At 69.0% G+C, this 19110-nt stretch carries 25 protein-coding genes; 10 read left to right on the top strand and 15 right to left on the bottom strand.

What is annotated here, in order from left to right; genetic code table 11:
- Window positions 1-36: 36 nt before the first annotated feature.
- The 5 genes from AVL61_RS00115 to AVL61_RS00095 all read right to left on the bottom strand — a co-directional run bounded on the left by AVL61_RS00115 (window position 37) and on the right by AVL61_RS00095 (window position 5166).
- Window positions 37-705 carry a response regulator transcription factor gene (locus AVL61_RS00115; protein ID WP_058872353.1) on the bottom strand — a complete coding sequence of 223 codons (669 nt, stop codon included), beginning with the start codon at window positions 703-705 and terminating at the stop codon, window positions 37-39.
- Between the two features lie 9 nt (window positions 706-714).
- The gene (locus tag AVL61_RS00110; RefSeq protein WP_197412601.1) at window positions 715-2229 is read right to left on the bottom strand and encodes a sensor histidine kinase; all 1515 of its coding nucleotides are present in this window, start codon (window positions 2227-2229) and stop codon (window positions 715-717) included.
- A 414-nt stretch (window positions 2230-2643) separates the two neighbouring features.
- Window positions 2644-4101 (bottom strand): L-lactate permease, encoded by a 1458-nt coding sequence (locus tag AVL61_RS00105; protein WP_231738214.1) that lies wholly within the window; start codon window positions 4099-4101, stop codon window positions 2644-2646.
- Between the two features lie 256 nt (window positions 4102-4357).
- Entirely contained in the window at window positions 4358-4618 is a 261-nt protein-coding gene (locus tag AVL61_RS00100; protein ID WP_082696857.1) for a PLDc N-terminal domain-containing protein, read from the bottom strand.
- 137 nt (window positions 4619-4755) lie between these two features.
- Window positions 4756-5166 (bottom strand): hypothetical protein, encoded by a 411-nt coding sequence (locus AVL61_RS00095; RefSeq protein ID WP_058872349.1) that lies wholly within the window; start codon window positions 5164-5166, stop codon window positions 4756-4758.
- Window positions 5167-5452: 286 nt separating this feature from the next.
- On the opposite strand from AVL61_RS00095, the gene AVL61_RS00090 reads away from it, so the two are divergent.
- The 3 genes from AVL61_RS00090 to AVL61_RS00080 all read left to right on the top strand — a co-directional run bounded on the left by AVL61_RS00090 (window position 5453) and on the right by AVL61_RS00080 (window position 6748).
- Entirely contained in the window at window positions 5453-5869 is a 417-nt protein-coding gene (locus AVL61_RS00090; protein ID WP_058872348.1) for a hypothetical protein, read from the top strand.
- 82 nt (window positions 5870-5951) lie between these two features.
- Complete coding sequence (locus AVL61_RS00085; protein ID WP_058872347.1) at window positions 5952-6224, top strand: hypothetical protein; 273 nt, start codon at window positions 5952-5954, stop codon at window positions 6222-6224.
- A gap of 194 nt (window positions 6225-6418) precedes the next feature.
- On the top strand, window positions 6419-6748 hold the full coding sequence (locus AVL61_RS00080; protein WP_058872346.1) for a hypothetical protein: 330 nt from the start codon (window positions 6419-6421) through the stop codon (window positions 6746-6748).
- Between the two features lie 277 nt (window positions 6749-7025).
- On the opposite strand, the gene AVL61_RS00075 is transcribed toward AVL61_RS00080, so the two are convergent.
- Window positions 7026-7211: a hypothetical protein gene (locus AVL61_RS00075; protein ID WP_058872345.1), complete on the bottom strand. Its 186-nt coding sequence runs from the start codon at window positions 7209-7211 to the stop codon at window positions 7026-7028.
- A gap of 171 nt (window positions 7212-7382) precedes the next feature.
- Here AVL61_RS00075 and AVL61_RS00070 point away from each other — a divergent pair, with 171 nt between their 5' ends.
- Window positions 7383-8432 (top strand): hypothetical protein, encoded by a 1050-nt coding sequence (locus AVL61_RS00070; RefSeq protein WP_058872344.1) that lies wholly within the window; start codon window positions 7383-7385, stop codon window positions 8430-8432.
- A 97-nt stretch (window positions 8433-8529) separates the two neighbouring features.
- Here the strand turns inward: AVL61_RS00070 and AVL61_RS00065 are convergent, their stop codons facing one another.
- The 6 genes from AVL61_RS00065 to AVL61_RS18555 form a co-directional block, all read right to left on the bottom strand.
- Window positions 8530-10137, bottom strand: a complete 1608-nt coding sequence (locus tag AVL61_RS00065) for a hypothetical protein (RefSeq protein ID WP_058872343.1) — start codon at window positions 10135-10137, stop codon at window positions 8530-8532.
- Window positions 10134-10817 (bottom strand): ABC transporter ATP-binding protein, encoded by a 684-nt coding sequence (locus AVL61_RS00060; RefSeq protein WP_197412600.1) that lies wholly within the window; start codon window positions 10815-10817, stop codon window positions 10134-10136. Before AVL61_RS00060 ends, AVL61_RS00065 begins: the two co-directional genes overlap by 4 nt.
- A gap of 172 nt (window positions 10818-10989) precedes the next feature.
- Window positions 10990-11190, bottom strand: a complete 201-nt coding sequence (locus AVL61_RS00055) for a helix-turn-helix transcriptional regulator (RefSeq protein ID WP_058872341.1) — start codon at window positions 11188-11190, stop codon at window positions 10990-10992.
- A 1-nt stretch (window position 11191) separates the two neighbouring features.
- Complete coding sequence (locus AVL61_RS00050; RefSeq protein WP_058872340.1) at window positions 11192-11659, bottom strand: hypothetical protein; 468 nt, start codon at window positions 11657-11659, stop codon at window positions 11192-11194.
- A 236-nt stretch (window positions 11660-11895) separates the two neighbouring features.
- Entirely contained in the window at window positions 11896-12336 is a 441-nt protein-coding gene (locus AVL61_RS00045; RefSeq protein ID WP_058872339.1) for a hypothetical protein, read from the bottom strand.
- Between the two features lie 186 nt (window positions 12337-12522).
- Window positions 12523-12657, bottom strand: coding sequence for a hypothetical protein (locus tag AVL61_RS18555; RefSeq protein ID WP_269433302.1), 135 nt, complete (start codon window positions 12655-12657; stop codon window positions 12523-12525).
- Between the two features lie 350 nt (window positions 12658-13007).
- Between AVL61_RS18555 and AVL61_RS18095 the strand changes: the two genes are divergently transcribed.
- Together AVL61_RS18095 and AVL61_RS00040 are read left to right on the top strand one after the other, a co-directional pair.
- Window positions 13008-13175: a hypothetical protein gene (locus AVL61_RS18095; RefSeq protein WP_197412599.1), complete on the top strand. Its 168-nt coding sequence runs from the start codon at window positions 13008-13010 to the stop codon at window positions 13173-13175.
- Between the two features lie 66 nt (window positions 13176-13241).
- Window positions 13242-13751, top strand: a complete 510-nt coding sequence (locus tag AVL61_RS00040) for a hypothetical protein (RefSeq protein WP_058872338.1) — start codon at window positions 13242-13244, stop codon at window positions 13749-13751.
- Between the two features lie 104 nt (window positions 13752-13855).
- Here AVL61_RS00040 and AVL61_RS00035 read toward each other — a convergent pair whose 3' ends face one another.
- A complete protein-coding gene (locus tag AVL61_RS00035; RefSeq protein WP_035929380.1) occupies window positions 13856-15133 on the bottom strand; it encodes an amidohydrolase family protein in 1278 nt (425 codons plus the stop codon).
- 54 nt (window positions 15134-15187) lie between these two features.
- Here AVL61_RS00035 and AVL61_RS00030 point away from each other — a divergent pair, with 54 nt between their 5' ends.
- Window positions 15188-15961, top strand: coding sequence for a MerR family transcriptional regulator (locus AVL61_RS00030; RefSeq protein ID WP_058872337.1), 774 nt, complete (start codon window positions 15188-15190; stop codon window positions 15959-15961).
- A gap of 167 nt (window positions 15962-16128) precedes the next feature.
- Window positions 16129-16650: a hypothetical protein gene (locus tag AVL61_RS00025; protein WP_058872336.1), complete on the top strand. Its 522-nt coding sequence runs from the start codon at window positions 16129-16131 to the stop codon at window positions 16648-16650.
- Window positions 16651-16843: 193 nt separating this feature from the next.
- Here the strand turns inward: AVL61_RS00025 and AVL61_RS00020 are convergent, their stop codons facing one another.
- Together AVL61_RS00020 and AVL61_RS00015 are read right to left on the bottom strand one after the other, a co-directional pair.
- On the bottom strand, window positions 16844-17344 hold the full coding sequence (locus AVL61_RS00020) for a hypothetical protein (protein WP_231738213.1): 501 nt from the start codon (window positions 17342-17344) through the stop codon (window positions 16844-16846).
- 44 nt (window positions 17345-17388) lie between these two features.
- Window positions 17389-17613, bottom strand: coding sequence for a helix-turn-helix transcriptional regulator (locus tag AVL61_RS00015; RefSeq protein WP_058872334.1), 225 nt, complete (start codon window positions 17611-17613; stop codon window positions 17389-17391).
- A gap of 433 nt (window positions 17614-18046) precedes the next feature.
- On the opposite strand from AVL61_RS00015, the gene AVL61_RS00010 reads away from it, so the two are divergent.
- Together AVL61_RS00010 and AVL61_RS00005 are read left to right on the top strand one after the other, a co-directional pair.
- On the top strand, window positions 18047-18463 hold the full coding sequence (locus AVL61_RS00010) for a hypothetical protein (protein ID WP_058872333.1): 417 nt from the start codon (window positions 18047-18049) through the stop codon (window positions 18461-18463).
- A gap of 16 nt (window positions 18464-18479) precedes the next feature.
- Window positions 18480-18707, top strand: coding sequence for a hypothetical protein (locus AVL61_RS00005; protein WP_058872332.1), 228 nt, complete (start codon window positions 18480-18482; stop codon window positions 18705-18707).
- Window positions 18708-19110 lie beyond the last annotated feature (403 nt).

Raw genomic sequence — 19110 nt, 5'->3', positions numbered from 1 at the left:
TGCGGATCGGCCGCACAGGAAAGGCGGGCCCGGCTGCTAGAGGCGGGCGAGGCGGTACCCGGCACCGCGCACGGTGATGATCTGCTCGGGTCCGAGCTTGTTGCGCAGGTACCGGACGTAGACGTCGACCACGTTGGAGGAGCCCTCGAAGTCGTATCCCCACACCTTGTTCAGCAGCTGTTCCCGGGTGAGCACCTGACCCGGGTTCTCGAGGAAGGCCCTGGCCATGGCGAACTCACGGGCGGACAGTTCGATCTGCTGACCCTCCAGCACCGCGCAACGGGTCCCGACGTCGAGGGAGAGCGCCCCGTAGCGCAGCTCGTCGGCGGCCAGGTCCCCGACGGCGCGGTCGCGCAGCCGAACCCGGACACGGGCCAGCAGCTCCTGGAAGCGGAAGGGCTTGGCGAGGTAGTCGTCGGCGCCCTGCTCCAGACCCGCAACGGTGTCCTCGACCGAATCGCGGGCGGTGCACATGATCACAGGAATCGAGAAGCCCATGGAGCGCAGCACGGACAGCACCTTGAAACCGTCCATGCCGGGCAGCCCGACGTCGAGGATCAGCAGGTCGAACTCCCCGGTGCTCGCGTAGTCGAGGGCGCTCGCACCGTCCTCCACCACCGTGGTCGTGTAGCCCGCGGCGCGCAGACCCTTTTGGATGAAGCGGGCGATCCGCTCCTCGTCCTCGGCGATAAGGATGCTGGCCATGGGCGTCCTCTACTTTCTGGGACCGACGGACGAGTCGATGAGTGCCTCGGCGACCTGTTGGACGGGCAACCGTAGCGTGAACATGGATCCCTGCCCAAGGCTCGAACGCAATCGGACGCTCCCACCGTGGCCCTCGGCGATGGCGGTGACGATCGCCAGGCCAAGACCGGCCCCCTCCACAGTGCGCCCGGTCTCGGCACGGCCGAAACGTTCGAAGATCCGGCGCTGATCCTTCTCTGCCACGCCCTGACCGGTGTCCCGGACCCACAGTTCCACGTGGCGGACGGACCCGTCGCTCTCGCCCGCTCCGTTCGCCGGGGCCCCGGTGGACCAGGCGGCGCCCAGCGCCACGACGTCCCCCGGGGCGGAGAACTTCACCGCGTTGGCCGCAAGCTGAACCACGGCCTGGGTGAGCCGTTGCCCGTCGGCGAGGATCCAGCCCTCAGCGCGGGACTCGAGCGACCACTTCCGGTCCCCGAGGGAGCGCACCCGGTCCATGGCGTCGTCGAGCAGGGCTCCGATGTTGACCGGATCGGGCCGGATGAAGTCCGCCCGCTGCGCCTTCGCGAGCAGCAACAGGTCCTCCACGAGGCGGTTCATCCGCTCGATCTCGTCCAAGAGCATCGCCCGGGTCTCCGCGACGTCCGCAGCGTCGTGCTCATCTATCAGCTCGAGGTTGCCGTGCAGGATCGTCAGGGGCGTGCGCAGTTCGTGGGCTGCGTCGTCGAGGAACTGACGCTGCTCGACGAAGGCGGCCTCGATCCGGCCGAGCATGCCGTTGAAGTTCGCGGCCAGCTGACCCACGTCCGAGTCCTGCTGCGTCACGGGCACACGCCGTCCCAGGTCCTCCGGGCTGATCTGCTCAGTGGCCCGCCGCAGTCGCGTGATAGGGGCCGTGACCCGCCCCACCAGGACGTATGCCACCAGGCCGGCCACGACCATCGTGAGGGCGGCGATGCCGAGGTAGCGCCAGAGCGAGTCCAGCACGATCTGCCGCTGAGCGCTCATGTCGAAGCCGACGACGAGGTAGCCCTGGCGGGGATCCTCGTCCAGGACCACAGAGATCACGCCCAGGCGGAGCATGCGCCCGCCCTGCTCGTGGTCGAAGACCACGGTCTGCCCGGGCCGGGCCCGCTCCACCACCGCGGCGATCGTAGTCGGGTCATCGAGCTGGAACCGGGAACGGGCCGCGTGCTCGAACGCCGGCTCGCCGTCGACGAGCGCGAGGATGCTCTCGTACTCCCCGGGGACCGTGGTGGTCATGAAGACATAGAACAGCTGGGGCAGATCCGTGAACGGCTCCTCAGCCAATGCGTCCAGATCCTCGGACGGGGACGCGTCCGGCCCCAGGGGACCGCGCTGCGCCAGCCGCTGCAACTCCCCCGCTTCTTGGACGATGTCCTGGCGGACGGATTCATCGACGTCGACCAGGCGCAGATAGTGGGTCAGCCCACCCACCGTCAGCAGCGCGACGGCGAGGAACACCAGGGTCGTGGCGAGTACCCGGCTGCGGACAGACCTCAACTCCGTCCGCACCCTTTCCCGCCACTCTCCTGACATGAGACTCAGCCTATCGACGGCACATGAGGGGACTATGAAGGGGGAGCGAGCCGTGCGGCTCACTCCCCCGACGGTCCGAGGCAATGCGTCCCCGGCTGGTGCGGGACAGCATCTGCAGCAGGGGGCCTGGGGGCTCACGACAGCCTCAAGAGCGGAACCACGGCGTCGGCAGAACGGGAGATTTCGAGGGCCGGAGATGTCCAACAGACATGTTCCACCTCGGCCGCCGGTCGCTTCCAGCTCAGCGCTGACCATCGCTTCACCTCGTCCATGGCCCTGAGCGGCGGGAACCATCACTCCTGAGCTCCTGTCCGAGCCGCTGGTCTGATCACGTCCGCGAGGCCCGTTCGGCGCCGGAGGAAAGGCAGGGCCCAGGGGTCAGCCTGCTGTCGGCATCCAGAGCATGTTCACAATGCCCCACAGCACCAAGCACACCAGCACGAACGGCAGGGTCCGCGCGACCAGGGCCGCCCGGGTGAAGGCAGGCCCGGGGGTGTCCTTCCGGTGCAGCGGGCCGGCGATCCGGTAGGCGAGCTCGATGCGCGCCGGACTGGCCAGGCAGGCCAGTCCGGCCGCCACGTTCTGGGAGGCCATCATCCACAGGGGGTCCATGCCCAGGGCATGCGCGGCCGCGTCCTGGGTGCCCCCGAACATGGCATTGGCGCCCGTGCCCGAGGCCGTGATGTAACCGCCCAGGCCACCGAGCAGCGGGACCAGGAACAGATAGGCCTGCCCCAGCCCGGTCAGCGCCGTGGCCAGGGCCTCGGCCAAACCGCCCCCGGAGATCGCGGTACCCAGCACCAGGTACAGGCCGGTCGGCACCGCCACCTGGAGCCACATCCGGGCGCTCTCCCGGGGAAGCCGGCGCCGGTGGCCCCTGGCCAGGGAGAGCACCACGATCCCGACCAGGGCACCGGTGCTGGACCACAGGGCCGGCGAGCCCAGCACCGCGCCGAACCCACCGAGCGGCAGCCGGTCCTCGAGAAGCTGCCCGATGATGGTGCCGCCCAGCAGCACCAGGTACGGCACCAGAGCCCGGACCGGGGCGGGCCCCAGACGTCCTCGACTGATCACCCCGGCCCAGCCCGCGGACATCAGCAGGGTCGCCACCGCACCGGCCACGGCCGTGCCGAACACCAGATTCGCGGCAAGGACCAGGACGGACAGCACCACTCCCGACGCCAGCCCCATGCCGATCCAGGCGCCGTAGTCAGCAGGTCGGGGGTGGCGCCGGCCGTCGGACGCGGGCAGCCCCCGGCCGGCGATGACCGCGGCCACGGCACCGGAGCCCCAGAAGGCGATGACGTTCAGGACCCCGGAAGCCACCCCGAGGTCGTGCAAGGAGACGCCGGCGATCTGGGAGCCCAGCAGAGTGCCGGGGCCCATCGAGCCCCACGGGCCCACCATGAGCCCGATCAGCGAGAGGGAGGCCGCCCGCAACGGCGTGAACCCCAGGGACAGCAGCAGCGGCAGCCCGATGATCACGGAGACGCCGAACCCGGTGACGGTCTCCAGGAACGGCACCACCCCGTGCACCATGAGCAGCGCCGAGACCACCGTGGGGCCGCCCCCGGACGAGAGCCACCGGGCCAGGCTCTCCTGAGCACCGGTCCGGTCCATGACCCGTGCGAGCAGGATCCCGCCGGCAATGATCGCCAGCACCTCGACCAGGGTCCAGAAGCTCTCGCCGAAGGCCGAGGCCACCTCCCCCACAGGGGTGTCGAACCAGGCCAGGCCGATCAGCACGGCTGAGACCAGCCCGGCGCCGGGAGCCACCCACGGCGGCGCCGGCACGAGCAGCAGCACCAAGGTCAGCACAATGGGCAGGGCCGCCATGAGCACGTCCAACGGCGGCCCACCTCCACACTTCTCCTGTCGGGTCTCTGACACCGGCAGATGTTACGCCCTGACGACGTCAGGGTGGCCACTGATACGGAGGGCCGCGCTTACTGCACCGCGGACTCACGAGTCGGGCCGGTAGCCTCGCCATATGTAAAGCGCCGGCCTTGGACGGGCGAGGGAAAGACGGAGGCGGGATGGTTCCAGCCGTTCCGCCCTTTCTGGTCTCCGCGGATTGGACCTCTTATGCCCTTTATCGGACAGGGCCGTTGCCGGCCTCGAGCGCGTGGCGCCGACCGAGGGTCAGCCACAGAATCGGGCCCAGCACCGGGGCGGCCAGTAGCACGAGCAGCCACAGCAGGCGCTGGGTCCCGGTGTAGTGCTCATCGCGGGACAAGGAGAGCAGCGCGACGACGAACAGCACGATCACCGCTGCGCCGGCCAGCAGCGCGAGGACTTCCCAGCTGGTGGGGATCAGAGGGTTCGTGCCCGCCCCGCTCAGGCTGGCGGTCATTGGGAACCTTACGGTCATCTCAGGATCCTTCCGTGTCTTCGGGCCGGGCCTGCGAGGACACCGAAGATGATGCCGATCAGCGCGCTGCCGGGGTGGGTGATGATTTCGTCGGAGTCGGCAGGTTTGGTGTGCACCGATTAGCCCTCGGAGACCTGCAGCTGCGGGGTGAGCCGGGTCCATCCCTGCGGTGCGTCCTCCTCGGGCAGCCCGTTGGGGTCGTAGTCGGCCTGGATGCCGATCAGGCCGCTGGTGGCCACCCGGCCACCGGAGCCGCACCCGGCGACCCAGGAGTCCGGGGCGTTGGGGTTGAAGCTGAGTAGGCAGTCGCCCTGGCTCGGGGAGGACACGGCGAAGAACTGGTACCCGTCGTGGGTGGCCAGCAACCGGGAGCTGTCCGGGTCGAAGTCGTACTGCCCGGCGGGCACCTGGGCCGGCAGCAGGTCGGCCTCGCTCTGCTCACCGTCGTAGACGCCGGGCTCGGCATCGGCGCACCCGGCGAGGCTCAGCACGGAGGTCGTGAGGAGCATGGTCACCAGTGACCGGCGCATGACGATCCTCGCTCTCGATCGGGGACCCGAAGGCTACGGTCCCTTCCACTGTAGGTGCCGAGGGCCCTGGCGGCACGGAGCATCGACACGGCCCCGACCGGTCCACCGGAGCCCAAGCATGCACGCGCAGGCTGACCGCGGAAGGGGTCGACGCCCCCCTGCGCAGCAACTCCGACGACCCGGTACTGAGTCCGGGACGTCGTGCCCCCGATCGGCTACGGTGTGGCGAAAGCGAACGGGATGGGCGTCGATGATGAACCACCGCACGAGAAGCTGCAGGTCCCTGATGGGAGCCCTCGGACTGGCCGGGGCCGTGGCCGGCTGCGGTGACGGTACCGGCGATCTGCCGGCCTTCGACTCCCTGGAGGCCACCTACCAAGCCGTCGACGAGATCGTGGACTGCTCGGCGGACGCACCGGAACCGGCCGTGAAGTTCCCCGGCTCCGGCAAGGACACCGGCGAATCGGTGATGTGCACCAGCACCGTCGAAGTGCTCTGGTTCGATAACGAGGAAGCCCGCGAGGAGGTCTACGAACTGCTCGCTGACACCGCCGGAGCGGCTGGTTCGGTGTACTTCGTGGAGGGCCGCAACTGGTTCGTCGTCGACGGCGCCGAAGTGATGGTCGGGGCGGTCCCCGAGCGCAGGATCGACATGGAACAGCTCGCCGACGCCCTGGGCGCCCGGTACACGGTGGAGCAATAAGACCCACCTCCGCCACCCGCCCTCGCCGTACAGCTCGAGCACAGACACCGACCCAGACCACGAACGGATCGAGGTATCCCCGATGGCCACCGTCGCCAACCGCCTGATCGCCTACGGTGCCGTCACCTGTCTGGCCGGGATCCTGTTCAGCATGATGGCCGCACAGCTGGTGGGGCTTCTCTACGAAGCCCTTCCACCGCAGACCGTCATCGCGGGGGTGATCATCGACTTCGTCAGCAGGCTGGTCGGTGTCTGCCTGGCACCTTTGGGTACCGCCTTGATCGCTGTCGGCATCGCCCTACGGATGCTCGACCACCGGTTTGATCTGACACATCTGATCAGGACTGAGCGGTGACGACGAGTTCCGGCACCACCCCCGGGTGGTGCCTCCTGAGGTCGTAGGGTCACTGCCTCAGGGCGGGGCTACGCTCGGTGTCCATGAAGCCTGCAGAGGACATTTTCGCCGGTCCGACTCAGCACCCGCCGGCGCCCTTGGCGTACCGCACCAGCCGGTACCGCCCTGTCGAGGACGCACCCACCGTCCGACACGTGAGCGGCTACGCCGCGTTCCTCATCTACTGTTCCACCCACCAGGTGCAGCCGCAGCACCTGGCCGGTGACCTCCCGGCCCTGGTGTCCTTCTTGCGCGCCCACTTCCAACAGGTGCAGCACGACACGGCCCTGGCGGCCGCGGCCACCGTCTTCATGGGCAACGCCCTGGTCGCCCAGCGCCCGGGCGCCCGATGGCAGCCCGGCACCGGCGGAGGCGCCACGGTCGGCACGGACGACCTCCAGATCGAGATAGACCATCTGCTCGAGCGCCTGCATCTCGCCACCGAGGCCGAGCTCCAGCTGTTCCTGGCCACCGCGCAGAACTGAGCGCACCGGAGAGCCCCAACCGCAGCACCGTGGGTCAAAGATTCAACTCCGGGTAAGACCGCCATGGCCTTCAAGTGATCTGCTTCCGCGCCCACGGAGGCCTCAGATAGGGTCGCCCCACGGGATGGCCGACCTGTCGGTAAGGAGCACTCACGGGTCTCGTCTGAGAGGGCGGGAGAAGGGCAGGAAGTAGACCCCGGAGTCTCGCCATCCCTCCAACGGAGCCCGCGGAGAAACCTCATCAGCGCGGTAATGCTGCGCCCCGAGCCGGTATCGGTCAGGGGCGTGGGCGGTCCCTGTTGCTGCGGGGTCGTCCGGGGGTGAGCATCCCGGACTCGTTCACCAGCAGCACACCTGCTGCCGCAGGCAGAAAGAGCAGGGCGGGCAACCATTCGGTGACGGCGAACAGGCCCAGCGTGAGGAGGAGAACGACGATCGCAGCGACTCGGACTTTGGTGTGCATGACATCACTTCCGTTGAGTCCGTGAAGCCTAGCATCGGCCTCCGGCACGGCTTCCTGCCCGATTCAGCGGGCAGATGCTTCACGAGAGGAACCCCTACGTGACACCCCGGGATCGCGGGCCTCCCGGGGCGCCGAGACAGAGAGCCGGGCACCAGGCGGAGAATGAGGGTCATGTCGGAGAAGTTCAAGTGGGTGCCCGACCTCCAGCGCGGTGAGTGGCTGCGCCCGATGGAAGCCGAGCCGCAGGCCAGCGTCCTATCGGTGGTACCGCGAGGCTTCCAGGCCTACGCGCGCCTGTTCCACCCGGTCGAGCGCGACCGGCCACGGGCGACAAGGACCTGGCAGGGCCTCGATGAGGCCACCTACTTCGCCGGCGTCCGTGACATCGAGGCCGCACTCGAGACCCAGCGGGCCACCTGGGCCCAGGCCGCGGCATCCTTCGGCACGACCATGCACGCCCAGGCCCAATACGCACGCCTCGTCCGGGCCGACTACGGCCAGGTCGACGGCGTCATCGCCGCCGACGGCTGGCGCTACGGCGACACGACCGAGGGCCGCCTCGACACCGCCTCGCTGGCGGCGGCCGCAGCGGTGCTGGCCCGCCACACCAGCACCCCGGACGCTGGGATCGCCGCGATCTGGGAAGGCTGGGGCGGACTGATGAGTTCGGCCGGAGCCGCCCGTCTCGTGCTCGTGCCCAGCGACGAGTGGCCAGCCGCAGACATCGACGAGGACACGGGGACCGTCACCGCACGGTCGCTGCGCCAACGGCTGGCCGCGGCCCTGCGGCAGGGGCTCACCGGGGCCCAGACCGCGCTGACGGCTCGCCCACGGGGTGCCCACCACGACCCCGCACCCGGCACCGGAGTGTTCACACCGGAAATCGCCACCGGGCCGCAGTTCGGGCTGCACGGGGACACCGGGCGGCACTACGTCCTGTTCGAGGCCGGGGCCCACGACTTCGCCGACCCCACGTGGCCGGCCCATGCGCCCTGGGTCGATGAGCCCGTGTGGGCGCACTCCCCCAGCATCCTGTGGCCGGACGACCACGCCTGGGTGCTGGCCACCGAGATCGACTTCGACTCCACCCTCGTAGCCGGCACCACAGCACTGGTGCGCGAGCTCGTGCGAACCCCAGGTCTGGAGGTGCTGCCCCTGCGCACCGACGCCGACCTCACCTGGGACGGCGATGCGATCAACCGCCCCCCAGTAACGTCATAGCCTCGGACGCCGCCCGAACACCAACCCCTAATGCACCACGGGAGCACCGTGGGCGTGGTCGGGTTCGACCGTGGCCCTCAGGTGCCCGCTCCGGGGCTCAGTGTTTCCGGTCGGTGCTGATCGCCAGGGCCACGGCGGTGGCCGTCACAGCGAGGGCTGCCGCCAGGGCCACCGGCCAGGCGGCCGGATGAAGCAGGGCGGCGGCGGGTACCGCGAGCAGGGCGGGCACCAGGATGAGCCCCCGGCCGTAGCCGATCAGCTGGGCTACGGGCACCGGCCCCAAGGGGGTGTCGATCGGAGGCTGGGTGTGGTCCGGTTCCGGGGCCAAGGCTCGGTAGAGGCCGGCCGCTCCGATTCCGGCCCCGGTCACGGCACCGAGAAGCATCATCACCACCCAGCTGGTGCCGGCCGCGAGCCCGGCCAGCACGGCTACGGCGCCCAGGACCGCGGCGTTGAGCGCGCACGGGACCACCAGGTGCATCAGGGCGGCTGCGGTGGGGGCGATCGGCAGGTTCCGTTCGGCGGCGGCCCCGGCGCGCAGATCACCCAGATAGGCCGTGCCGCGGCCCAGCCCCCGGTATCCCACCACCAGCAGCGCGGCCCAGCCGGCGAGCACCACGGTGTGGGAGAAGGCGGCCAGCAGCACCACGGTCAGCCCGAGGTCCACGGCCAGTCCGGCCCGCCACCGGCTGGTCCGCAGGGCGGTGAGCGAGGCGAACAGCACCACCGTGCGCGGCCCGGACACCCAGCCCGGTGTTCTTCCGGGCAGTCCCCGCACCCCGGTCACCGTGGCGGGGGCCAGCGCGGCGGTCAGGTCGTGGGTCGACAGCAGGGACACGGCGTTGCTCAGGTGCCGGGTCCGCGCTCCGGCCGCCCGCAGCTGCACCCCGTCCAGACCCCGGGCCCACCGCAGCGCCCAGACCCAGAACAGCCCGGCCGCCACCGCCAGTGATCCCGCAACCCCCACGGCCCACAGTGGCGGCACGACATCCCACCGGCCGGTGGTTCGGTCCCGGGTCCCGGCCAGCACGACGACAGCCCCCAGCACCAGGAACCAGCCCGCCCAGGGGCGGGGACGCGGCGGCGTTCGCGCCCCGCCGGCGGTCTGGGCCCCGACAGCGACCCCGACCGCGCTGACCCCCAGACCGGCCCAGCACACCAGCTGCGCCATTGCCTCCCACCACTGCGCGCCCCACCTGGCCGCCGGCCCGGCACCGCCCAGCAGCAGCAGCCCGGTGCCACCGCCCAAGGTCCCGGCCGCAGCCGCCACCAACAGCATCCGGCGCACACTGCGGAGCGGTTCCTGCGCCCCGGCCCCGGGCAGCGGCCACACCCACACCACCCGCTCCGGGGACACCCCCACCGGCCCCAGCCCGCGCAACAGATCCACGGCACCGACCCAGGCCACCACCAGCAGCACCGCGACTCCGAGCACCGGCGCCCCGGCCCCCACCCAGGTGGCCGCCGGGCGGTGCAGCATCCCGCCGGGGGAACCGGCGGCCACCAGATCCGCCAACGAGGCCCCGAGACCCAGGACCCCGGCGACTGCCCAGGCCACCAGCACCACCGTGACGAAGAGCCCGGTGTACGCATCGACGAACCGATCCGCGCCTCGAGCCCGCCCGCGAGTCCGGGCGCGGGCTGCTCGCAGGAACACCTCGATCTCGGCGGGCCCGGCAGGCTTCACGCCGGCACCGGCCGTCACGACTGGCCCTCTCGTTGCGGAGCAGGCACGACCGGTGCCAGGGCACCGTCGGGCTCGATGGTCAGCACCGTGGTGCCCACCGCCTCCGCCAGCGACGCGTCGTGCGTGGCGATCAACAACCCCGCCCCCGCCTGCCGGGCAGCGACCAGTCGATCGGCCAAACGGGCACGCATCAAAGTGTCCAGGCGCTGTTCGGGCTCATCGAGCACCAGCAGCTCGAACGGGCGGATCAGTGCCGCGGCCAGCAGCGCCCGCCTTCGTTGCCCCGAGGACAGAGCGAACGGCGAGGCGTCCGCCCGGTCGCCCAGCCCGAACTCGGCCACCGCCTCGGCGGCCACCTCCGGCGCATCGGCCACCCCGTGACCGCGCAGCACCAGTTCCAGGTGATGACCCACCGACACCCCGGGCAGAAACGCGTCCTCGTCGAACAGGCAACTCACCGCCCGGCGGTAGACCAGCGGGTTCTCCACCACCGGCCCGCCCTTCAGCCACCGCTCCCCACTCACCGGAGCCTGCTGGCCCACCGCCGTGCGCAGCACCGTGGACTTGCCAGCCCCGTTGGCCCCGCGCAGCACCACCGCCTCCCCCGGCCCCACCTCGAAGCTGACCCCGGCGGTCACCGGCACCCCGGCATATCCACACACCAGCTCACGCACAGACAGGACAGGGACGGAACTCACGGACAAGAGCCTTTCAACGGCAACACGGCCACCTCATTCTTCCCCGGTGCCATCGCTTGCAGATCCCCCGTCGGCCGGATATCCGCCACCGCCACCGCCCGCCACCGCCACGACCGAACACCACCCCCTCAGCGGGCGATTCTCTCCGTTGCTCGGGTGCCAGAAGTGTGGGTTATGGCTGGTCATCGGGGAAGAAGAGTTCCTCGATGGTGCTGTTGAAGACCCCCGCGAGCCGGAAGGCCAGCGGCAGCGACGGATCGAACCGCCCTCGTTCGATGGAGATGACGGTCTGGCGCGAGACGCCCAGCTCGTCCGCGAGCCGCTGTTGCGACCACCCCAGGCGTTGACGCGAGTCGTTGACCAGGTTCCGCACCTCAGCCCTTCCGCCGCAGCACCAGGTACCGGACCCCGAAGGAGACGAAGCACGCCACGACCACCGCCGCCAGGACAAGGCCCAGATCGACGGAGACGTCACCGGGGACGAACGTCAGGACGATCAACGTGATGCCGAGCCCCGCGACCAGGTCCATGAAGGATCCCGAGGCCGCCTTGTCGTACCACCCTGACTCGATGGATTCGTCGGGCCGTTCGGTTGCTCCCTGGAGCGTGTCACGGTCCACGACGAGGACGTACACCAGGGCCACTGCCGGCATCGTGAGACAGGCGGTGAACACCCAGAATCCCAGTGCGGGGTTCGCTGCGGTGACACCCACCAGGACGGACAGCAAGCCCCCGGCCACAGCGAGGAGCACCCCGGCGGGAACGGCGATGGCCATCGCCGGTGTGCGGCCGGTTCCGAACTTGGTTCGTCCCCACTTCGTGCGCGCTTGCGTGGTCATCATGTCGGCTCTCCCTCAGCATGTACAGCTCGCTTTACACGTCTAGTTTCCTTTACACCACGAATGGCGTCAAGAGAGCATGCAGGGCTCTCCGCGAGCATTGACGAGGCGCTGTTGTCAGACCTCCAGCGCCTCTCGCCTTTGGGCCTAGCGTGAGCACAACGGCCGATGCTGGAGCCCTGAAGGGAACCCCATCTGCAGCGTTGACGGATCAGGAGCACCCGCGGGCGCACGTCTCCCTAGCGGAAGTTCGCCTCGGCGGCGCCGTGGGCACGAGGACCAGCGACAGCACCACGGTCCCGGACGGCCAGGACGGCCCCACCGAGCAACCCGCCCACCAACCCGTAGGGGGTGAGGACCAGGGCGTAGAGGAACCACACCGGGTCGAGGACCACGTGGAGCACCAGGAAGGGCAACATCAGCCCCACACCGGCAACGGCCATCAAGGTGATGCGGACCCCGGCGCTCAGGCCGTAGTCGGCCCCGGCCGCCCAGCACGGGCCCCACACCAGCTGGGTCCACACCAACCCCACCCCCATCAGCACCGCCCAGCACAGCAACCAGGCCGACCACCCGCTGCCCGGTGACAGGACAGCCGCGTAGCCCAGGGCCAGCACCGGGGTCAGCGCCTGGAACACCAGATAGGTGCTCAGCCGATGCACGTGCAGGGCTCGCCTCACCAGATCACGCCTCTCCGCTCGACAACCCCACCGTATGCCGCGCACCCGCGCCACGACGCAAGGACCCCGCTCGAGGCCGCCACCCAGCAACGCTGCACGCGGCCTCCGCCGGTTCACGTTCGTAGCCTTCGATCTGGGGGTGGCAGGACCGCTGCAGCGGCATACTCCTGTGCCGTCTGCGTGGCCTCACCTGCCAATGATTCTGATCAGCCACCCCAGCACGGGAACGACGTTGACGACATCGAACACCCGATCCAGGAAATGTCCCATCCTCCACCACCAACTCGGATCCTGCGGCGGGTCCTGTTTGGTTTTGATCATGGGTACAACCCTCCTGCGCTAGGACAGAGGCAGCCAACGCCTCCTGCCCCACCCTTCCCGAAGACTCCGCCGGATCCGCGCAGGACAGTCCAGGCACCGAAGACCTTCCGTAAATTCCGGGCAACCGGGTGATCCGCCCGTGCCCGTCGGAGGATCCGTTCAGTCCTGTTCACCACCGTTCTCCTCAGCGGTGACCTGTCCTTGCCACACCCGGGCCCGACGCCACCGCGATGACCGCAGCCCGCGCGCACGGATAAGCGCCGGCATTCCGACACGCACGGTACGGGCAGGGTGCAAAGCTCATAGCCATTCCTCGATAGCGTGGACAGACCTACTCCAGGAGGACTTTCGTGATGGACGTCGCCGGCTTCGGGGCATTCCTCGGCCTGTTCATCTGGTTGCTCATGGTCACCATCACCTTGTGGCTGCTCTATTGGGTGGTGCGCAAAGGCGTCACCGCCGGCATCAAGGACTACGCCCATAAGCACGGCGACCGCACCGGCAGCTTGCGGCCATAGACCATCCCCGGCACCGCCCCGGCCGGGGACTGAGAAACCATCCTCGATTCGCCAAGGAGCCCCGCTGTGCAGCGATCCGTCCGTGTCTTCAGCGTCGCCGTTGCCGCTCTCACCTCCCTCACCCTCACCGGGTGCGAGGACAACCTGCTCCTCCAGGACAGACCGACCACCTCCTCCCAGGTCACGCCCACCGCGATCACCCCCGATCCCGGGTGCACCATCTCAGAAGCCGGCAAGGACCCAGGACAGACCGAGGACCTCACCACAGCACCCGACAACTTGAAGCTGAGCTGCGACGACCGGACCCTGATCCTCGCCGGTGACTACACCAACAAGACCGCCAACAGCTTCTTCCCGGACCACACCGCCATCAAAGCGGCCATCGTCGTCGACGGCGAAGCCCGCATCTGGCACATCCTCGGCCCCCAGGGCGAGGACGAGGGATGCCTAACCATTCAGCGCCTCGACGAGACCAGCGCCTCCCGCGACGAGTGCGACGCCGAGCGGCTCAACCAGTGGCAGCACAGCGACCCCGCCGCAGAAACCCGCGACACCCCCGCAGCCCAGATCCCCTAGAACCTGCCCCACGGAATAACAGCTGCCCCAAAAGGAACCCCAACTGCAACGGGGTTCATCGGCGGTTTCTCGATCGGTCCGCTGGGGCTGGTCGAGTGCCGCGGTCAGGAGGTGAACTGCGGCCACACCTGGTGGATGGCGGCGATGATCTTCTCGTTGGTGGCCTGCAGTGCCACCAGGTCGGTCTCCTCCTCAAGGCTGCCCCGATACCCGTCCAGATCCACTGCCACACCCTGTTTCCATACGGCGGTGATGTCCTGGGTGGCGGTGATGCCTTCATCCGGGCGCCCGGCCACGAGGACGAGATCGGCCCGTGCCCCCGGGCGGATCACCCCGCGGTCCTGAAGGCCGAAGGCGGCCGCCGGGCCGGAGGTCGCCGCGGCCAGTGCGTCCAGCGGGCTCAGCCCGGCGGCCACGAGATGCTGGAGTTCCCGGTGCAGGCTCGCCCCGTGGACCAGACCCGGGTTGGGGGCATCGGTGCCGGCCAGGATCGGCACCCCCCGGGCGTGCAGTGCCCCCACGTTGCGCCTGGCGGCGGCGAAGTCGGGCGCCCCTGGGGGCATCCACCGCTTCCCCTGGCGCTGGAGCATCCCGGTCCATCCCGGTCCCAGGCGCGAAGCCAGGCGCGACTGACCCAGTAGCGGCATGGTGCCGTCCGGGCCCGGGAAGCCGTCGGCGATGCCCAGTGTGGCGATCACCGGTACCCGGGATGCGGCCAAGACCTCCAGCTGGGCCTCGCTCAACGGCTCGAACGGCACGTGGGCGAGGACGTCGACGCCCTGGGCCACGACGTCGACGGCAGCCGCGGCACTGGTGACGTGGGCGACCACCAGCATCCCGCCCGTGTGGGCGGCCCGGACCAGGGCGGCCACCGTGGGCAGATCCAAGGAGGGCATGCGCATCGGGGCGGTCGAGCCGTCGTCGTAGAAGACCTTCAGATGGGTCGCACCCTCTCCCCTGCGGTCGGCGACGAAGGCCGCGGCGTCCTTGGGTCCGGTGACGTAGGGAAAGGGTGCGTAGGCCATCGTGGGATGCCCACCTGGGGCGGTCGCCCCGATGCTCGAGGTCCTGATCTGCGCCACCTCCGGTCGGTGGTTGCGGGCCAGGACCGGGGTGATCACCTCAGGTTTGCTGAACTGGTCGATCCCGGTGGTCACCCCGAACGTCACCGCCTGGTGGGCGGTCCCGGGCAGCAGGTGCAGGTGCGCATCGATGAGCCCGGGCAGCAGGGTGGCCCCACCTGCCTCCACCACGATGTCCCCGGCGGCCACCAGTTCGGGCCCTCCCACAGCTTCGATGCGCCCGTCCACCACGCGCACCGTGTCATGGGCGCTCATAGTGGTGCCGTCGAAAATCCTCGCGTTATTGATCGTCAGTGCCATGGCTTTCACGGTAGAAGTTGACGCTACGAGAAGGTCAAGGCGATACGGTGGAGCGTGCGCTACTCCATCAGCCAGCTCGCCACCATGGCCGGGATCAGCGCCCGGACCCTGCGCCACTACGACGCCATCGGGCTCCTGGCACCGGCTGAGATCGGGGCCAATGGCTACCGTTGGTACGGCCGGGAGCAACTGCTGCGTCTGCAGCGCATTCTGTTGCTGCGCGAAGTGGGTGTGCCGCTGGGGCAGATCGGGCAAGTGATCGACGGGCAGGTCAACGAGATCACCGCCCTGCGCGCCCAGCGCGCACAGATCCTCGCCGAACAACACCGTCTGGGCACCGTGATCGAAACCATCGATGCCACGATCACCGACCTCACCGGCGCCCACACCATGGACCCGGCGGACTTCTTCCGCGGCCTCCACCACGACCGTTCCCGCCTGAAGCACCGGCTCGAAGCTGCCCACGGTCCAGTCGTCGAGGACGCCTTCACCGCCGTCGACACCGCCACCGACGGCTGGGAAATGACCGACTACGAACAAGCAGCCGCCGAGAACCGGGCCCTGCTCCACCGTATGGCCGAACTCATGCAACACCAGGTGCCACCCGATGACCAGGAAGCCCAAGAACTCGTCGAAAAGCACCACGGGGCCATCGCCCGGTACTGGGAACCCCATGCTGCGGCCTACCGTGCCCTGGCCGATCTCTACCTCAACGACGAGGAGCAACGGGCCTGGATCGCTGACATTGACCCCGCCCTCCCCGGCTGGCTGGCGACAGCAATGAAGACCTACGCCACACACCACCTGCGCGACGCGACCACGCCCTGACCCTTGGTGGGAATCCCTAATGCAACGTGCGCGGGAATAGGGACTGCCTGCACCTTCCGGGCAGCTGATCCACGTCATGTGCCCGCCCTGCCGCGCCCTTGCCTGGGTGCCGCGTCGGGGCGTGTGAGAGTCTGGCCTCGTCCCCATCACTCTCCCTTGGAGCCCCCTTGAACGCTGCCGCGCCCTCCCCTGCCATCGAGAACCTTCCGGTCGTCGACTCCTTCGCCGTCGCCGCCCAGATCCGCATGACCACCACCGGTACCCGCGCGCGCCTGGCGGTCGCCGTATCGCAGGACGCACGGGTCAGCTCGAACACCCTGATCTCCGCGCTGCTGACCCTGGGCCGGCAGGTGCTGGAGGAGTACCGGCTTACCGGCCAGGAGCTGCCCGAGGTGGAGGTCACCGCGGTGGAGCGCGTCGAGACCGTCCCGGCGACCGCGGCCGCCGCCGGGTTCACCGTCGGAATCACCAACGACCTGGCGGCCCAGCGCTCTACGCTCGTGCTGGATTCGGATTTCTTGCTGGGCAACGACGGCGGAGTGCTGCTGGCCGCGGCCACGCTGCTAGCCGGCGCCGAGCACCTGCTCGACCCGGAGCCGGCTGGCCGCTCCAGCCACACCGCGCGCAATCACCAGCCCTCCTCGCCCAGCCGCCGGCGCTCCGGCGGCCGAGGCCGCGGCCGCCGCTAACCCTCCCGGGATCCTCACACTGCCCCGAGATGGGGACCCCTACCGCAGCGCCATCAGCCCGCCGACCAGCCTTCACCGCAGGCCTGGCTGATAATCAGGATCGGCTCTCATCGAATCGGCGAGGTCTTCCGTCAGACGGCTTGGGACTATCTGCCTGCGGCGGCGTTCCCGGGACGAGGACCGGCCACGGGTGTCACTGGTCGGACTCGTCTGGGTGACGGTGTGCGCGCCGGAAGCTAAGAATTCCTCCGACGATCGCCGCAAAACCACCGATCATGCCACCGATGACAGCGCCCTGGGCCATCCCACCGAGGAACCCCTCGCCCGGAGTCACCTCAAGTCGAGGAGCGGGCAGCAGCGGATGACCAGTGAAAACGGTGTACGTCATGGCCGCGAAGGTCAGCACCATCATGGCGCCGAAAACCACGATGCTCACCATCGTCGACCTCGCACCGGCGTTCTCGGCAAGCTTCTGCACATCGACGTTGCGCCGCCTCGCATACCAAAGAGCTGCCGCCGCCGGCAGGATCGTCACCACCAGAAGGATTACCGGCAGCAACATGAATCCGAAGACGGCGGCGGCAAGAGCGCTCAACAGCCCTGTGTAGAGCCCGGTCGTCAATCCGAAGGAACTGGCCTCCATGAAGACAGCCCGTTCACGCTCATCACCGTAGGCCGGGCTGTCGAGGTCCATCAGGCGTCCCGCGACCCGATCCAGCATGCTCGGTCTGCGCGTCATCAGTGATCTCCCGTCTCGTCGGTGAACAGTTCCTCGACAGTCCCGCCCAAGGCGCGGGCAATCCGTAGGGCGAGGTAGACCGACGGGGCGTAGTCGCCCTGCTCGACAGCGATGATCGTCTGCCGGCTGACGCTCACTGACGCAGCGAGCTCGGCCTGAGTCATGCGCTGCTTCTTCCGGAGCTCTCGCACCGGATTCGCCCTTTCAGCCGCTCGGGACACCATAAAACAATGTTAAGGATAGTTTACACTGAAGGTCAAGAACCATAGACATTCTCTGTCGTTAATAGGCCACGGGAGGCTCGTCCAGCCCGCCTCGGTCGCGGACACGGCAGCGGCGGCACCGCTACCCGAGCGAATGTCCGCCAGGAACCTTTTGTGCAACGCGGCAGGTCAAGGAGTCAGGTAAACCCGGGGCAGTCCCCCTCGCCACAACGGGAGCTCGTACACCGTCACGCGTGGGGTGGACACCACTTCCCCGACGGAGGTGGCCATGACACTGGGCATGGCTCGACACGCGGCGGTGTGCCGACCAGCCCACCCACCGCCGCCTCAAAGACCTAGGCTCACGGCACGCACTTCCATAGCATCCACTGACGCAGCACCCACGCACTACCGGCCTTGCCCCGGCTCGAGTCCCCGATGACAGGAGCACTTGATGCGCCGCACCACTGCCGCCCTGCTGGCCCTCACCACCGTGGTGCTGACCGGTTGCGGGCCCACCGCCGACGACGTGAGTTCCATGGTGGCCGCTGGTTCGGCCAAGACCTACGACGACGCTCTGGCGCTGCGTGAGGACATCATCGCCGCAGGCCTCGAGTGCCCGGGCACGAACCAGCGTGTCGTCCCTGAGGAGGACGGAACCGCCTACCTCGAGTGCGACTACGACATCCCAGGGATGGCCGTGACCAGCACCGAAGAAGATCTGCAAGAGTTCCTGGAGCTCCGCGAGAATCCCGACCCTGACATGTTGCCGGTCTTGCACGGACCGAACTGGATGATCATCGCCCGCGACGAGGCAGCCCTGCAGCAGCTGCAAGATGAACTCGGCGGCACCATCCTCCCGGTCCCTTGAGCGGCCCCGGTATCCCGTGCGAGGCCCCGCTCAGGACACCTGGGAACTGCTGCGCCTGCCACCGATCCTCACCCTGATCGGGATGGTGACCACGATCAGCGCGGTGACCTGGAACCGGCTCTCCTGCTGTGCGGGCGGAGCCAACATCGGCGCCGGCATGCTGGGGCTGCTGGGGTTGACCCTGCTGGCCGGCGGAGCCCTGTGGGGCATCCTCACCGTCGTGGCCGGATACCTCAACCTGTAACCCCGACTCCCCACGCCTCTAGGGGTCCTGCCAAAGCGCACCGCACCACGACCCGGACCCACCACTCCGTCATGGCCCACACCGGACATCCCGCAACCGCTGGATCTCTTCCGGACTGCCGTCGGAACTGGGGACAACATGAACATCGATCTTTTGTCTACTGCACGGTACTGTTGACGTATCACGCCAGGTGGTCAGCCGGGGGCTGAGCCGCTGGGCGTGGACCATGTCAGAGTGCTCCGCCGGGGGGCTCAGCAACTCGACATCGGTCGAACGGCCGCCGCCCTGGCGGCAGAAGACACAGAGACCGCGAGGTCTGTCGTCGGGGGGCGACTCTTCTGCCACCAGGTCGACGGCCCTCCCCTGCGTGTCAGGGTGAGTTGAGTCCAGTGGTTCACAGCAA

The sequence above is a fragment of the Kocuria rosea subsp. polaris genome, from assembly GCF_001483755.1.
Lineage (GTDB): Bacteria > Actinomycetota > Actinomycetes > Actinomycetales > Micrococcaceae > Kocuria > Kocuria cellulosilytica.
The sequence above is the reverse complement of the archived record's forward strand: the minus strand, read 5'-3'. Positions and strand labels throughout refer to the sequence as shown.

Bases quoted from the DNA above. Each gene is read 5' to 3' on its own strand.
- AVL61_RS00115 (WP_058872353.1), bottom strand. From the start codon at position 705: ATGGCCAGCATCCTTATCGCCGAGGACGAGGAGCGGATCGCCCGCTTC.
- AVL61_RS00105 (WP_231738214.1), bottom strand. From the start codon at position 4,101: ATGGCGGCCCTGCCCATTGTGCTGACCTTGGTGCTGCTGCTCGTGCCG.
- AVL61_RS00100 (WP_082696857.1), bottom strand. From the start codon at position 4,618: ATGACCGCCAGCCTGAGCGGGGCGGGCACGAACCCTCTGATCCCCACC.
- AVL61_RS00095 (WP_058872349.1), bottom strand. From the start codon at position 5,166: ATGCGCCGGTCACTGGTGACCATGCTCCTCACGACCTCCGTGCTGAGC.
- AVL61_RS00090 (WP_058872348.1), top strand. From the start codon at position 5,453: ATGGGAGCCCTCGGACTGGCCGGGGCCGTGGCCGGCTGCGGTGACGGT.
- AVL61_RS00085 (WP_058872347.1), top strand. From the start codon at position 5,952: ATGGCCACCGTCGCCAACCGCCTGATCGCCTACGGTGCCGTCACCTGT.
- AVL61_RS00075 (WP_058872345.1), bottom strand. From the start codon at position 7,211: ATGCACACCAAAGTCCGAGTCGCTGCGATCGTCGTTCTCCTCCTCACG.
- AVL61_RS00070 (WP_058872344.1), top strand. From the start codon at position 7,383: ATGTCGGAGAAGTTCAAGTGGGTGCCCGACCTCCAGCGCGGTGAGTGG.
- AVL61_RS00050 (WP_058872340.1), bottom strand. From the start codon at position 11,659: ATGATGACCACGCAAGCGCGCACGAAGTGGGGACGAACCAAGTTCGGA.
- AVL61_RS18555 (WP_269433302.1), bottom strand. From the start codon at position 12,657: ATGATCAAAACCAAACAGGACCCGCCGCAGGATCCGAGTTGGTGGTGG.
- AVL61_RS00035 (WP_035929380.1), bottom strand. From the start codon at position 15,133: ATGGCACTGACGATCAATAACGCGAGGATTTTCGACGGCACCACTATG.
- AVL61_RS00020 (WP_231738213.1), bottom strand. From the start codon at position 17,344: ATGGACCTCGACAGCCCGGCCTACGGTGATGAGCGTGAACGGGCTGTC.
- AVL61_RS00015 (WP_058872334.1), bottom strand. From the start codon at position 17,613: ATGGTGTCCCGAGCGGCTGAAAGGGCGAATCCGGTGCGAGAGCTCCGG.
- AVL61_RS00010 (WP_058872333.1), top strand. From the start codon at position 18,047: ATGCGCCGCACCACTGCCGCCCTGCTGGCCCTCACCACCGTGGTGCTG.